A 13,494-nucleotide genomic window follows, 5' to 3' on the forward strand; every position below is an offset into this window, starting at 1 on the left:
ATCACCCACCACCGACACTCCCCGGCCCGAAAAGAAAGCTGTGGGAAGGTGCTTGGAGACTCGCCTGTGGAGGAGGGGCGCGCCCTACCGAGTGCCCCTACAGGTTGCCGAGAACCGTGCCCATGATGCGCTCGGCATCGCGGGGCTCGATCATGGTGGGTGACGTGACGGCCACCCAGTAACCGCCGGTGAAGACCTGGGCGGTCCCGGTGGTGGCACTGAAATAGCCCTCCACATCGGGAACGCTGCCGTAGGTCGGCACGATGTCGCCGCCGGCCAGGGCCGCATCCTTCAGAGTGTTGGCGAGGGTGTCGTTCGGCATCGCCAACGACACCTCGATGACCTCGCCGCTGGATTGGTTGCGCCAGCCGCAGGAGATGCCGTTGTATTCGGTCGCGGTCACGGCGGTATCGCTCGTCGCCGCGTAGTCGCCGTCCAGGCTGACGTTGGGATTGAGGTCGTACACGTCGTCGGCCGTCAGGACCTGGTCGCAGCTCTTGTCCACAGCAGTGCCCTCGGCGGCCGGCGCGGGCGTGGCCGTGGCCGTGGCTGAGGGCTCTGCCGTGGCGGAGGGCTCAGACGTGGCCGTGCCGGAGGGCTTAGCAGTGGCCGTGGCGGTGGGCTCGGCGTCGCCTGCGGGTGCGCATCCAGTCAGGGCGATCAGAGCGAGCGAAGCGCCGGTGACGGCGAGTGCGGCGCGCAGTCGGCGGCCGGTAGCGAACGAGGACGAGCGGGAGTGGGTCACGCGTTGACCTTACCAACTGGGACGCCACCAACTGGGATGCCACGAACTGGGACGCCGGGTAGGCTTGGTCGCCGTGACCCCTGCCGAACTCTCCCAGTCCCTGCTCGACCTCGTCAACTCTTTGGTCGAGCGCCGACGTGGAGAGGGCGCGGAGATCGCCGATCTCGGTCTGAGCGTGGTCGATATGTCGCTGGAGCGTCCGCGCAACCGTGACCACGGCGACTGGGCTTCGAGCGTCGCCATGAAGATCGCCAAGCCGCTGGGCACCAACCCGCGCGCCGTCGCCGCCGAGCTCGCAACGGGCCTCGAGGCCATGCCCGAGATCTCCTCCGTGGAGATCGCCGGCCCCGGCTTCATCAACATCCGCCTCGAAGCATCCGCCGCCGGCGCCCTCGCACAGACCATCGTGAACGCCGGCCCGGTTTACGGCACCGGCCACATGTACGACGGCATCAAGATCAACCTCGAGTTCGTCTCGGCCAACCCCACCGGCCCCATTCACATGGGTGGCGTGCGCTGGGCCGCCGTGGGCGACAGTCTCGCCCGCGTACTCAAGGCTGAAGGCGCGGATGTGACGCGCGAGTACTACTTCAACGACCACGGTTCGCAGATCGACCGGTTCGCCCGCAGTGTGCTGGCCGCCTACCTGGGCGAGCCCACCCCCGAGGACGGCTACGGCGGAGCATACATCGGTGAGATCGCCAACAAGGTTGTCGAGATCCACGACGGCGACATCGCCAGCCTGCCCCGCGACGAACAGCAGGAGATCTTCCGCTCCATCGGCGTCGACCTCATGTTCACCGAGATCAAGGAGAAGCTGCACGGCTTCGGCGTCGACTTCGACGTGTTCTTCCACGAAGACTCCCTGCACGAATCCGGCGCCGTCGTCCGGGCCATCGCGCGTCTGCGCGAGCTCGGCCACATCTTCGAAGCGGATGGCGCCATCTGGCTGCGCACCTCCACCTTCGGTGACGACCGCGACCGCGTCATCATCCGCTCCAACGGCGAACCGGCGTACATCTCCGGCGACCTGGGCTACTACCTGAACAAGCGCGAGCGCGGCTTCGACCAGAACCTGATCATGCTCGGCGCAGACCACCACGGTTACATCGGCCGCATGATGGCCATGGTCGAGGCGTTCGGTGACGTACCCGGCGTGAACCTGCAGATCCTGATCGGCCAGATGGTCAACCTGCTCAAGGACGGCGAGCCCGTGCGGATGTCCAAGCGCAACGGCACCATCGTGACCCTCGACGACCTGGTCGACGCCGTGGGCGTGGACGCCGGCCGGTACTCCCTGGTGCGCTCCTCGAGCGACTCACAGCTGGACATCGACCTCGACCTGCTCGGCAAGCGCACCAACGAGAACCCGGTGTTCTACGTGCAGTACGCGCACGCCCGCACCTGCTCGGTCGGCCGCAACGCCGTCGACTCCGGTGTGGACCGCAGCGCCTTCGCCCCCGAACTGCTCACCCACGACAGCGAATCCGCCCTGCTGGGTGTGCTGCAGGAGTACCCGCGAGTGGTGGCCCAGGCCGCCGAACTGCGCGAACCCCACCGCATCGCCCGCTATATCGAAGAGGTCGCCGGCTACTACCACCGCTGGTACGACAACTGCCGGGTCATCCCGCTCGGCGTGGAGCCGGTCACCGACCTGCACCGCACCCGACTGTGGCTGAACGACGCCACCGGCCAGGTCATCCGCAACGGTCTTGGACTGCTCGGCGTGTCCGCGCCCGAGCGCATGTAGGCAGGAGCACTCACTGTGACGATCTTGACACCGCCGAAACGCCGCCGACCCGCTCGCCGGCTGGTCGCGCTGATCGCGCTGCTCGCGCTGGTGGGCGTTTTCTTCGCCATCGACGCTGGCCTGCGCGGCTACGCGCAGAACCGAATCGCTAGCGAGATCGATGCTGGCCTGCCCGCTGGGGTCGCCGGCGACGTCGACGTGGCCATCGGCGGCGCGTCGGTGATCGTGCAGTACCTCACCGGCAGTTTCGAGCGGGTGGAGCTTGCCGCGCCGGCGCTCTCCGTGAACGATGTGCCGGCGTCCGTCGCGATCGTCGCCACCGGTGTGCCCACTGACACGACCCAGCCCATCGAATTCGTCGGCGGCACCATCGACCTCGACCAGGCCGCCCTCAACGCGTCGCTGCAGACCGCGCTGGCCGACGCGGATGCCAACCCGGCCGCGCGCGATGCCGAACTCGAACTCGGGACCGATCAGATCATCTTCACCGGCGAGGTGAACGCCTTCGGGCTGCCGATCGGCTACCAGGCCACCGCGACCCCCAGCGTCACTGCCGATTCTCTGGTGCTCACCCCCGCCGACGCGCAAGTCACCTCGGGTGCCGGCAGCTTCGATGTGAGCGGACTGGTCGACCTGGTGCTCGGCACCGAGCCGATCAGCCTGTGCGTGGCCAAATACCTGCCGCGGGGCGTCACACTCAGCGATGTGCAGACCACACCGGAGCGCGCACGTATTAAGCTGGAGTCGAGCACCTTGACGCTCACCGAACAGTCGCTTACCACCCTGGGCAGCTGTTCGACCGCCTGATTCGGCGCGCGCAACTCGCGGTCGCTAGAATTTCGGTAGATTCCCGCGCCTCTTTCGGCGCGTCTCTTCGCTGGCTTCAGGGACCAATCCGGGTTCGCTCGCCACTTCGTGAGACACCCACTTGACTCCTGTGAGGTTTTCACCCGTGGCCCATAACCCACTCGCCCCCGAGTGGCTCAGCTCCCCAGCTGATGCCAACACGCTCGACGCCCAACTCTGGCCGTCCTCGGCGCAGCGCTCCGACACCGGCGCGATCACCATCGGCGGCGTCAGCGCCCCCGACCTCGCGGCGCGATTCGGCACCCCGCTCTACGTCATCGACGAGACGGATGCCCGCACCCGCGCCGCCGAGCTCCGCGCCGCGTTCGACACCGAGTTCGCCCGCATCGGCACCACCGTCAAGGTGTACTACGCCGCCAAGGCCTTCCTCTCCACCGAGGTCGCCCGCTGGATGGTCGACGCCGGCCTGAACGTCGATGTCTGCAGCGGCGGCGAACTCGCCGTGGCCCTGGCCGCCGGAGTCGCTCCCGCGCGGATCGGCTTTCACGGCAACAACAAGTCGCTCACCGAGATCGACGACGCCACCCGGGTCGGCGTCGGCACGATCATCCTCGACAGCCCGATCGAGATCGTGCGCGTCGCCGAAGCGGCCACGCGCAACGGCGTCGTGCAGAACGTGCGCCTGCGGGTGAACAGCGGTGTGCACGCGCACACCCACGAGTTCCTGGCCACCTCGCACGAAGACCAGAAGTTCGGGGTGGTCTTCGAGGACGCCCCGGCCCTGGTCGCCGCGATCCGCGCAGAACCCAGCCTCAACTTCCTCGGCCTGCACTGCCACATCGGCTCGCAGATCTTCGGCGTTGACGGTTTCGCCGAATCGGCCTCGCGCCTGCTCAGCCTGCACGCCGAGCTGCTCACCGACGGCCCGGTGCCCGAACTCAACCTCGGCGGCGGCTTCGGCATCGCCTACACCAGCGCCGACGACCCCAGCCCGATCACCGACCTGGCCGCCGGCCTGGCCGACATCGTCGCCGCGGAGTGCGCGCGCCGCGGCATCCCGCTGCCCGTGATCGCCATCGAACCGGGCCGGGTCATCATCGGACCGGCCGGCGTGACGCTCTATGAAGTGGGCACCATCAAGCCCGTGCGGATCGGCGAGAACACCCGGCTCTACGTGAGCATCGACGGCGGCATGAGCGACAACGCCCGGCCCGCGCTCTACGGCGCCGAGTTCTCGGTGCGCCTGGCCGACAGGGTCACGGATGCCGCGCCCGCCCTGGTGCGCATCGCCGGCAAGCACTGCGAAAGCGGTGACATCGTCGTGGACGCCGACTACCTGCCCGGCGATGTGGCCCCGGGCGACCTCGTGATGGTGCCGGCCACCGGCGCCTACTGCTGGTCGTTGGCCAGCAACTACAACTATCTAGGACGGCCCGCTGTTGTGGCGGTCGTCGACGGCGAAGCCAGGGTCATCGTGCGCGGGGAGACGATCGACGATTTGCTGGCAAGGGACGTGGGGGTCTCGACAAGATCGACCGACGAAATGAAGGAAACAACCCGATGATCGAATACCGCAATCTGCGAGTCGCCCTGCTCGGCGGTGGTTCGGTCGGTGCCCAGGTGGCCCGCCTGCTGCTCGAGCACAGCGACGAGCTCGCCAACCGGGTGGGCGCGAGCCTCGAGCTCGTCGGCATTCTGGTGCGCGACCTCGACGCCCCGCGTACCGTCGACCTGCCCCGCGAGCTGCTCACCACCGACGCCGACTCGTTGATCCTCGGCGCCGACATCGTCATCGAACTGATGGGCGGCATCGAGCCGGCCCGCAGCTACATCCTCACAGCGATCAACTCGGGCGCCGACGTCGTGACCGCCAACAAGGCGCTGCTCGCCCAGCACGGCGCCGAGCTGTTCGAAGCCGCCGACCAGGTGGGCGCCCAGCTCAACTACGAGGCCGCCGTGGCCGGCGCGATCCCCATCGTGCGCCCCCTGCGCGACAGCCTCGCCGGTGACACCGTCAACCGCATCCTCGGCATCGTCAACGGCACCACCAACTTCATCCTCGACCGGATGGACACCGCCGGCGATACCCTCGAAGAGGCCCTCGCCACCGCCACCGCGCTCGGTTACGCCGAAGCCGACCCCACCGCCGACATCGAAGGCTACGACGCCGCGCAGAAGGCCGCCCTGCTGGCCAGCCTGGCGTTCCACACCAACGTTCCGCTCGAGAAGGTGCACCGGGAGGGCATCACCCAGGTCACCTCGCAGCAGATCGAGTCTGCGCGTAAGGCCGGTTACGTCGTCAAGCTGCTCGCCATCTGCGAACGCCTCACCGACCCCGAGACGGGCGAACAGGGCGTGTCGGCCCGGGTCTACCCGGCCATGGTGCACCGCGGACACCCGCTCGCCGCCGTGCACGGTGCAAACAACGCCGTCTTCGTCGAGGCCGAGGCCGCCGGACCGCTGATGTTCTACGGCGCCGGAGCCGGGGGAGTGCAGACCGCCTCCGCCGTACTCGGCGACCTGGTTTCGGTGGCCCGCCGGCACGTCATGGGCGGGCCCGGCTACGCGGCCTCCAGCCACGCCGACCTGCCGGTGCTCGACATCGGCAAGGTCACCACTCGCTACGCCGTGACGCTCGAGGTGACGGATGAGCCGGGCGTGCTGGCCACGATCGCCGGAGTGTTCAGCAAAAACAAGGTTTCGCTCGCGCAGGTCGAACAGTCCATGACGCTCGAAACGCCCGGAACCACCAGTCACGAGCCCGTGTCGGGCACAGCTACCCTAGTCATTGGAACGCACGAGGCCACGGAGGCTGCGCTTGCCGCGACCGTGAGCGACCTTGCCGCCAACAGTGTCGTCACCAATGTCGCATCCGTTTTGAGAGTTGAAGGAGTCTGATGTCCAGCGAAGAGACCGGTCAGCAGCAGTTGGTCAAGACCCAGTCCCGTCAGTGGCGCGGTGTGCTGCGCGAGTACGCCGACCGGCTGAACATCACAGACGCCACCCCGATCATCACCCTCGGCGAGGGCGGCACGCCGTTGATCCCCGCCGCCGCGCTGTCCGCGCGCACCGGCGCCAAGGTCTGGGTCAAGTACGAGGGCATGAACCCCACCGGGTCGTTCAAGGACCGCGGCATGACGATGGCGATCTCCAAGGCCGTCGAAGACGGCGCCAAGGCCGTCATCTGCGCCTCCACCGGCAACACTTCCGCATCCGCCGCCGCCTACGCCACCCATGCCGGCATCAAGGCCGTCGTGCTGGTGCCTGAGGGCAAGATCGCCATGGGCAAGCTCAGCCAGGCCATCGCGCACAACGCGCAGCTGCTGCAGGTGCAGGGCAACTTCGACGACTGCCTCGACATCGCCCGGGACCTCGCCAAGAACTACCCGGTGCACCTGGTCAACTCGGTCAACCCCGACCGTATCGAGGGCCAGAAGACGGCCGCGTTCGAGGTCGTCGAGGTGCTCGAAGATGCGCCGGACTTCCACATCGTCCCGGTCGGCAACGCGGGAAACTACACCGCGTACTTCCGCGGCTACAGCGAAGAACTCGCTCGCGGCGCCACCACGAAACTGCCCCGGATGTTCGGCTTCCAGGCCGCCGGCAGCGCCCCGATCGTGCTCGGTCACCGGGTGGAGAACCCGGAGACCATCGCCAGCGCCATCCGCATCGGCAACCCGGCCTCCTGGGACCTCGCGCTGAACGCCCGTGAGGTGAGCGACGGTTACTTCGGCGCTATCAGCGACGAGAAGATCCTCGAGGCCTACCGCATCCTCTCCGCCGAGGTGGGCATCTTCGTGGAGCCCGCCTCCGCGATCAGTGTCGCCGGCCTGCTCGAACGCGCCGACGCCGACGAAATCCCCGCCGGCGCCACGGTGGTACTCACCGTCACCGGCCACGGCCTGAAGGACCCGCAGTGGGCACTTCGCACCGCGGACGGCAGCGACGTGAAGCCCACGATCGTACCCGTCGACACCGCCGTGATCGCCGAGCTGCTGGGTCTGGGCCAGAAATGACCACGGCGCTCCCCGTAGTGGGACGCAACGCGCTGGCCGGCCGCTCGGTCGTCGTGAAGGTTCCGGCCACCACGGCGAACCTCGGCCCGGGATTCGACACCCTGGGGCTGGCCCTCGCGCACTACGACCACCTGCAGGTGGAAGTACAGGACGAACCCGGTGTGGTCGTCGAGGTGCACGGCATCGGCGCCGGCGAGGTGCCCACGGACGAGACCAACCTCGTGGTGCGCGCCATCGCGCACACCTTCGCCGCCTACGGAATCCTGTTGCCGGGGCTCAAGCTGGTCGCAGAGAACGTGATCCCGCACGGCCGCGGCATGGGCTCATCCGGTGCCGCGATCGTCTCGGGCATCATGGCCGCAAAGGGCCTGCTTGAGGGAATCGTCGAGATCGACTCCGATGCGCTTCTGGTGCTCGCCACCGAGATGGAGGGGCACCCGGACAACGTGGCGCCAGCCCTGTTCGGCGGCCTGACCATCGCGTGGATGACCCCGGAGGGGCCCAAGCACAAGAAGCTGATGGTGCACCGCGGCGTCTCTCCGCTGGTCTTCGTGCCCGTGCACGCCATGTCCACGGCCCTGGCCCGCAGCCTGCAGCCCGAATCGGTGCCGCACGAGGACGCCGTCTTCAACCTGTCCCGCTCCGCACTGCTGATCGCCGCGCTCATCCAGAGCCCGGAGCTGCTGCTCGCCGCCACCGAGGACAAGCTGCATCAGAGCTACCGCGCCGCGGCCATGCCGGAGACCAACCGGCTGATCACCCTGCTGCGCGAGCACGGCTTGGCGGCCGTGGTCTCCGGTGCAGGCCCCTCGATCCTGGTGCTCGCCAGCGACCCCGGGCAGCGCCTGGTGGCCGCCGAGCTGGTGGCCCAGATCAGCGAGACGCCCTGGCAGACGCTGATGCTGGCCGTCGATTTCAAGGGCGCCACCGTCATCCGTACCGACGCCTGACTCTTCATTCGCAGTGGAGCCCTTCTCCCGTCGAGCGGGGCGGGGCTCTTTCTGCGTGTCGGCGAATGTGCGTTGCCGGGCGAACCTGCTAGAGTGGTTGCGCACCCGATAGAAACCACCTCAGCGTGGATCTGTTCTCTGGTGTATTCCTGTAACTCACTGCTATCGCGTATTCCTGCGTGGCTGTGTGTGTTCACTCCAATCCGCCTCTGCGTGGGACTGGATCACCCGCAGCTACCTGCGCTGCAACATCTTCTCTGGCCAATTCGTAAGAGCCAGGGGAAAGGACAAGACTCCGTGACCAACGTCAACCTCCACGCCAACGGCGTGGACATCTCACGCCTGACCACCCTTCGAGTCGCCGAGCTTCAGGCTCTGGCGGGCGAACTGGGTATCCAGGGCGCATCCAAACTTCGTAAAGGAGAGCTCGTGGACGCAATCACCGCGAACCAGTCCCACACGACCGAGGCTGCGGCACCCGCCGACGCACCCGTAGAGGCTGCCCCCGTCGATGCCGCCCCCGCAAGTGTCACCGAGGCACCTGTCGAGGCGCCGGCCGAGGCCGCACCCAAGAAGCGGGTCTCCCGCCGGGTCTCGACGGCGACGTCGGCACCCGCCGTCGCCCACGTCAACGCCGACGGCGACCTGGGCCTCGGCCTGATCATCCCGGAGGCCGCGAAGACTCGCAAGACCACGGCCCCCACCACCTACGCCGGCGCCACCGACAACATCGTTGCTGACGCCCTTGTCGTTGAGAAGCCGGTTCGCCAGGCGCGCAAGCGCGCCAGCACCGCCACGATCACCGAGGCCGCCATCGCCGAGGCCGTCGCCACCGCGAACGCCGCGGAGGCTGCCGCCCCGGTCGCCGACGCTGCTGCCCCGGTCGCCGAGCACGTCACGGAGCAGACCGGAAACGGCCGCAACCGTCGCGGCAACGGCCGCACCGAGAACCGCACCGACTCGCGCACGGAGAGCCGCACCGAGTCGCGCAACAACGGTGGCCGCAACGGCGGCAACAACCGCAACAACAACGCTGCCACCGCCCGCAACGCCTTCGACGCGCGCAGCCTGATCGACGCCCAGAACGCCGAAGACGGCTACGAGGCCCCGGCCGACACGACCGACGCCGCACCCGCAGAGGCCGAGTCCGCTGAGGCCGTCAGCGCCGAGAGCACCGAGTCGCGCATCCAGCGTCCGGAGGGCGTGGTTCGTGCCGAGCGCTCCGAGCGCGGCGGACGCCAGCGCAACCAGCGCGGTGGCCGTGCCGAGCGCACCGAGCAGACCGAACAGACCGAGCAGGTTGAGCCGGCCGAACAGGTCGAAGCGACCGAGCAGGCCGACACCAGCTCCACCGAGCAGACCGACGAGCAGTCCGAGCAGTCGGACCAACCCCGTCAGGGACGCAGCCGCAACCGCAGCCGCGGCGGCGACCGCAACCAGAACCAGCAGGGCGACCGCAACCAGGGCGACCGTGCCCAGGGTGACCGTGCTCCGCAGGCGGATGACCGTGGCGCCGAGCGCGGCGACGACCGTCAGGCCAACCAGCGCCAGGCCGGCAACCGCGGCCAGGGCCAGGACCGCCAGCAGGACCGCCAGAACGACCGTGCGCAGAGCGACCGCGCCCAGCAGGAGCGTCAGGGCCAGGACCGCAACCAGGGCCTTGACCGCAACTCCGGTCCCGAGGACGAGCTGAACGGCCGCAACAACCGCAGCCGTTTCCGTGACCGCAAGCGTCGCGGCGCCACCACCAACGACGACTTCGAGCCCGAGCTGACCGACGATGACGTGCTCATCCCGGTCGCCGGCATCCTGGACGTTCTCGACAACTACGCGTTCGTGCGCACCTCCGGCTACCTGCCCGGCGCCAGCGACGTCTACGTCTCGCTCGGCCAGGTCAAGAAGTACAACCTGCGCAAGGGTGACGCCGTCGTCGGCTCGATCCGTCAGCCGCACGAGGGTGACCAGAGCGGCCGCCAGAAGTACAACGCGATCGTCAAGGTCGACTCCATCAACGGTCTGACCGTCGAGGAAGCCGCCACCCGCGTCGAATTCCAGAAGCTCACGCCGCTCTACCCGCAGGAGCGCCTGCGCCTCGAGACCGAGCCGGGCAAGCTGACCCAGCGCATCATCGACCTCGTCGCCCCGATCGGCAAGGGCCAGCGCGGCCTGATCGTCGCACCGCCCAAGGCCGGCAAGACCATCGTCATGCAGCAGATCGCCAACGCCATCGCCACGAACAACCCCGAGGTCCACCTCATGGTCGTCCTGGTTGACGAGCGCCCCGAAGAGGTCACCGACATGCAGCGCACGGTGAAGGGTGAGGTCATCGCCTCCACCTTCGACCGCCCCGCCGAGGACCACACCACGGTCGCCGAGCTGGCCATCGAGCGCGCCAAGCGCCTGGTGGAGCTGGGCCACGACGTCGTCGTGCTGCTCGACTCGATCACCCGCCTGGGCCGCGCCTACAACCTGACCGCCCCGCCGAGCGGCCGGATCCTCTCCGGTGGTGTCGACGCCTCCGCGCTGTACCCGCCCAAGCGGTTCTTCGGTGCTGCCCGCAACATCGAGAACGGTGGCTCGCTCACCATCCTCGCCTCCGCACTGGTGGAGACCGGGTCCAAGATGGACGAGGTGATCTTCGAGGAGTTCAAGGGCACCGGCAACATGGAGCTGCGCCTGTCGCGCCACCTGGCTGACAAGCGGATCTTCCCGGCCGTCGACGTCAACGCATCCGGCACCCGCCGCGAAGAAATGCTGATGAGCGCCGATGAGGTCAAGATCACCTGGAAGCTGCGCCGCGCCCTCGCCGGACTCGAGCAGCAGCAGGCGCTCGAGGTCATCCTGGGCCGCCTGAAGGAGACGTCGTCCAACGTCGAGTTCCTGATGCAGGTTCAGAAGTCGATGCCGACCCCGAACGGGTCAGACAAGGATCACTGATGTTCGAGTCTGTCCTGACTCTGCAGGCTGAGCACGACGAGCTGCAGTCCCAGCTGGCGGACCCGGAGTTGCACGCCAACCCCGCCCGTTCCAAGAAGGTCAACCGCCGTTACGCCGAGCTCAGCCGCATCATCGCAGCGTGGGTCGAGTGGAAAGAGATTGGCGACAACCTCGAAGCAGCTCGGGAACTCGCCGACGAGGACGACTCGTTCGCGGAAGAGATCCCGGGGCTCGTGGACCAGCTGGAGGCCGCAGCCGAAAAGCTGCGGCGCCTGCTGATCCCGCGTGACCCGCTGGACGCCCGCGACGTGATCATGGAGATCAAGATGGGGGAGGGCGGTGCGGAATCCGCACTGTTCGCCGCGGACCTCCTGCGCATGTACCTGCACTACGCGGAGTCCAAGCGCTGGAAGACCGAGATCATCGAGCAGACCACGAGCGACCTCGGCGGCATCAAAGACATCCAGCTGGCCATCAAGGGCAACTCGGCCGACCCCGCCGAAGGCGTCTGGGCGCACCTCAAGTACGAGGGTGGTGTGCACCGCGTCCAGCGGGTGCCGGCCACCGAGTCGCAGGGACGCATCCACACCTCGGCGGCTGGCGTTCTCGTTTTCCCCGAGGTCGATGAGCCCGAAGAGGTCGAGCTGCACCCGAACGACCTCAAGATCGACGTGTACCGCTCCAGCGGCCCCGGTGGCCAGTCGGTCAACACCACCGACTCCGCCGTGCGCATCACCCACCTCCCCACCGGGATCGTGGTGGCCATGCAGAACGAGAAGAGCCAGCTGCAGAACAAGGAAGCGGGTATGCGGGTCCTCCGCGCCCGCGTCCTTGCCCGGCAGCAGGAAGAGATCGACGAGGCCGCCTCGCTGGTGCGCAAGGGCCAGATCCGCACCATGGACCGGTCGGAGCGCATCCGCACGTACAACTTCCCGGAGAACCGGATCGCGGACCACCGCACCGGCTACAAGGCGTACAACCTGGACACCGTGATGAACGGAGCCCTGGATGCCGTCATCGACTCGTGCATCACCGCCGACGAGGCCACCCGCCTCGCTGAGATCGGTGACCACGACTAGCTCCTGCTCCACCAGAAAGGGCGCTCAGGCTTCGGCCGGGGCGCCCTTTCTCATTCCCCGCCCGATCGTTGGTTGAGCTTGTCGAAACCCGGTGACCCGGACTGCGGATGTCGTGGCAGCGTTCCGTGGACCGGCTGGCGGCATCCCTGCGGGGCGCGCCCGATCGCTGGTTGAGCTTGTCGAAACCTGGTGACCCGGCCTGCGGATGTCGTGGCAGCGTTCCGTGGACCGGCTCGCGGGGTCTCGACGGGCTCGACCAGCGTCTGCCTGTGTTCCCGAGACCGGCTGGCGGCATCCCTGCGGGGCGCGCCCGATCGTTGGTTGAGCTTGTCGAAACCTGGTGACCCGGCCTGCGGATGTCGTGGCAGCGTTCCGTGGACCGGCTCGCGGGGTCTCGACGGGCTCGACCAGCGTGTGCTTGTGTTCCCGAGACCGGCTCGCGGGGTCTCGACGGGCTCGACCAGCGTGTGCTTGTGTTCCCGAGACCGGCTGGCGGCATCCCTGCGGGGCGCGCCCGATCGTTGGTTGAGCTTGTCGAAACCTGGTGGGCCGGCCTGCGGATGCCGTGGCGGCGTTCCGTGGACCGGCTGGCGGGTCTCGACGGGCTCGACCAGCGTCTGGTGCGGTTCCGGGGTCGACTCGCGACCGGTGAGAAGTGGCGCCCAACTAGGATTTCAACCATGCCCGGGCTCAGCTTCGTCACCACAGACCCGGGCTCGCCCGCCGCAGCCGGGATGCTCAGGGCCTATTACAACGACATCGTCGGCCGGTACTGGGGCCGAGTCGCGTTGCCCGCTGAGGTCGATTCCGCGATGGCGGATGAGCCGAGCGAGGACCTGCAGGGCGACTCCGGCGTGCTCGTGCTCGGGATGCTGGACGGCGTGCCTGTCGCCTGCGGCGGGGTGCGTTTCGTCGACGCGCGCATCGGCGAGCTGACTCGCGTCTACGTGGCGGCCGAGGCCAGGGGCGCCGGCGCCGGGGCCGGGCTGCTGGCCTACCTGGACGGCCTCGCCACGGTTGCTGGGCTCGGCACGCTGCGTCTGACGGTGCGCAGCGATCTCGTCGAGGCCCGCCGGCTCTACGCCCGATCCGGCTTCGCCGAGGTCGCCCCGTTCAACACCGAACCCTATGCCGAGCACTGGTTCGCGAAGGAGTTGGGCGTGGTGGGCGTCAGGCTCGCGCTCGACGCGACCGGCCCCGGAGCCTGAGT

At 68.2% G+C, this 13,494-nt stretch carries 10 protein-coding genes; 9 read left to right on the plus strand and 1 reads right to left on the minus strand.

Annotated elements, in window-relative coordinates; translation table 11 throughout:
* Positions 1 to 97 precede the first annotated feature (97 nt).
* Positions 98 to 745, minus strand: a complete 648-nt coding sequence (locus tag BJQ95_RS03875) for a hypothetical protein (protein ID WP_130179418.1) — start codon at positions 743 to 745, stop codon at positions 98 to 100.
* 73 nt (positions 746 to 818) lie between these two features.
* On the opposite strand from BJQ95_RS03875, the gene argS reads away from it, so the two are divergent.
* From argS to BJQ95_RS03920, 9 genes are all read left to right on the plus strand, one after another.
* Complete coding sequence (gene argS, locus BJQ95_RS03880; protein WP_130179417.1) at positions 819 to 2,495, plus strand: arginine--tRNA ligase; 1,677 nt, start codon at positions 819 to 821, stop codon at positions 2,493 to 2,495.
* Between the two features lie 15 nt (positions 2,496 to 2,510).
* Entirely contained in the window at positions 2,511 to 3,302 is a 792-nt protein-coding gene (locus BJQ95_RS03885; RefSeq protein WP_130179416.1) for a DUF2993 domain-containing protein, read from the plus strand.
* Positions 3,303 to 3,447: 145 nt separating this feature from the next.
* Complete coding sequence (lysA, locus tag BJQ95_RS03890; protein ID WP_130179415.1) at positions 3,448 to 4,866, plus strand: diaminopimelate decarboxylase; 1,419 nt, start codon at positions 3,448 to 3,450, stop codon at positions 4,864 to 4,866.
* Positions 4,863 to 6,200, plus strand: a complete 1,338-nt coding sequence (locus BJQ95_RS03895) for a homoserine dehydrogenase (RefSeq protein ID WP_130179414.1) — start codon at positions 4,863 to 4,865, stop codon at positions 6,198 to 6,200. The genes lysA and BJQ95_RS03895 overlap by 4 nt, the downstream gene beginning before the upstream one ends.
* On the plus strand, positions 6,200 to 7,318 hold the full coding sequence (gene thrC, locus BJQ95_RS03900) for a threonine synthase (protein WP_130179413.1): 1,119 nt from the start codon (positions 6,200 to 6,202) through the stop codon (positions 7,316 to 7,318). The genes BJQ95_RS03895 and thrC overlap by 1 nt, the downstream gene beginning before the upstream one ends.
* Positions 7,315 to 8,268: a homoserine kinase gene (thrB, locus tag BJQ95_RS03905; protein ID WP_130179412.1), complete on the plus strand. Its 954-nt coding sequence runs from the start codon at positions 7,315 to 7,317 to the stop codon at positions 8,266 to 8,268. The genes thrC and thrB overlap by 4 nt, the downstream gene beginning before the upstream one ends.
* Before the next feature lie 297 nt (positions 8,269 to 8,565).
* Positions 8,566 to 11,205, plus strand: a complete 2,640-nt coding sequence (gene rho / locus BJQ95_RS03910) for a transcription termination factor Rho (protein ID WP_130179411.1) — start codon at positions 8,566 to 8,568, stop codon at positions 11,203 to 11,205.
* Positions 11,205 to 12,284, plus strand: coding sequence for a peptide chain release factor 1 (prfA, locus tag BJQ95_RS03915; RefSeq protein ID WP_130179410.1), 1,080 nt, complete (start codon positions 11,205 to 11,207; stop codon positions 12,282 to 12,284). The genes rho and prfA overlap by 1 nt, the downstream gene beginning before the upstream one ends.
* 680 nt (positions 12,285 to 12,964) lie before the next feature.
* The gene (locus tag BJQ95_RS03920; RefSeq protein WP_130177856.1) at positions 12,965 to 13,492 is read left to right on the plus strand and encodes a GNAT family N-acetyltransferase; all 528 of its coding nucleotides are present in this window, start codon (positions 12,965 to 12,967) and stop codon (positions 13,490 to 13,492) included.
* Positions 13,493 to 13,494: the final 2 nt, after the last annotated feature.

The sequence above is a fragment of the Cryobacterium sp. SO1 genome (genome assembly GCF_004210215.2).
Lineage (GTDB): Bacteria > Actinomycetota > Actinomycetes > Actinomycetales > Microbacteriaceae > Cryobacterium.